Origin of the sequence: Amycolatopsis sp. NPDC059027 (assembly GCF_042739735.1) — a bacterium.
In the GTDB taxonomy this organism is placed as follows: Bacteria; Actinomycetota; Actinomycetes; order Mycobacteriales; family Pseudonocardiaceae; genus Amycolatopsis.
The window spans coordinates 1-1,190 of the sequence record NZ_JBHYIK010000176.1 but is presented as its reverse complement, the minus strand read 5'-3'; the positions used below and the strand labels follow the sequence as shown (position 1 = coordinate 1,190).

At 66.9% G+C, this 1,190-nt stretch carries 1 protein-coding gene; it reads left to right on the top strand.

Features of this window, described 5'->3' with window-relative positions; genetic code table 11:
* Positions 1-210: 210 nt before the first annotated feature.
* Positions 211-1,190, top strand: a 980-nt coding sequence (locus ACFWY9_RS44955; RefSeq protein WP_378341779.1) for an ISAs1 family transposase, incomplete at its 3' end; no start/stop codon positions are given.

Sequence of the window (1,190 nt, the reverse complement as noted above, 5' to 3'; positions counted from 1 at the left end):
GGCAGGGTTCCGGCAAAGTCTTTTGGGGTTGGTTGCAGGGCGGGCACGGCTCTTGTTGATCATGTGAGTGTCTAGGTCCCATGATCGTGTGAGAGAGCCGTGCCCGCTGCGCAATCGTGCCTGATCCCTGTCGTGTGTGATCGTCTGGCCCCGTTCATCGAGGCTGCCGCTGATCTTGCGCGGGTAGGTGACCTGCGTAAACACCTGGCCATGGTGCCGGACCCGCGGCATCGCCGAGGAGTACGGCATTCGATCGGGTCGATCCTGGCGTTGACCGCGGTCGCGGTGGCGGCGGGAGCACGATCATTCGCCGCGATCGGGGAATGGGCCGCCGATGCGCCTCAACACGTGCTGGCGTTGCTGGGCGCCCGATTCGATCCCCGTCAGGATCGGTATGTCGCCCCTGATGAGGCCACCGTGCGGCGGGTGACCGGCCGCCTCGACGGCGACGTCCTCGACGACGTGATCAGTGCCTGGCTAGCCAAGCGCGACACCACAATCGCTGATCCCGACCTGCTGCCCGAGGCGATCGCGGTGGACGGCAAATCCCTGCGTGGCACCTTCGCCCGCACCGGCGGCGCCGGAGTGCACCTGCTCTCCGCGATCACCCACGACAAGACCACCGTGCTCGGTCAGCGCCAAGTCCCCGTCGGGAGCAGCGAAATCACCTGGTTCCGGCCGCTACTGGACACCATCGACCTGACCGGCCGGGTGGTCACCGCAGACGCCCTGCACACCACCGCCGAGCACGCCCGCTATCTGCACGCCCGCGGCGCCCACTACGTGCTCACCGTCAAAGAGAACCAGCACCACCTCTTCGGGCAACTCGACTCCCTGCCCTGGCACGAGATCCCCGCCCACGTCACCGAAGACCGTGGACACGGACGCAGTGAACGCCGCACCGTCCAGCTCGCACCCCTGGGCGAGTTTCTCGGCTACCCCACCATCGACTTCCCGCACGCCACCCACGCGTTCCTCATCGAGCGCCACACCACCCACCACACCAGCGGAAAACACTCCGCCCACGCCGCGCTCGGCATCACCAACATCACCGGCCCCTGGGCACACCCCGCCCACATCGGAAACTACGTCCGCGGCCACTGGCACATCGAAAACAAACTCCACTACGTCCGCGACGTCACCTACCACGAAGACGCATCCCGAACCCGCACCGGCACCGCACCCCGCGT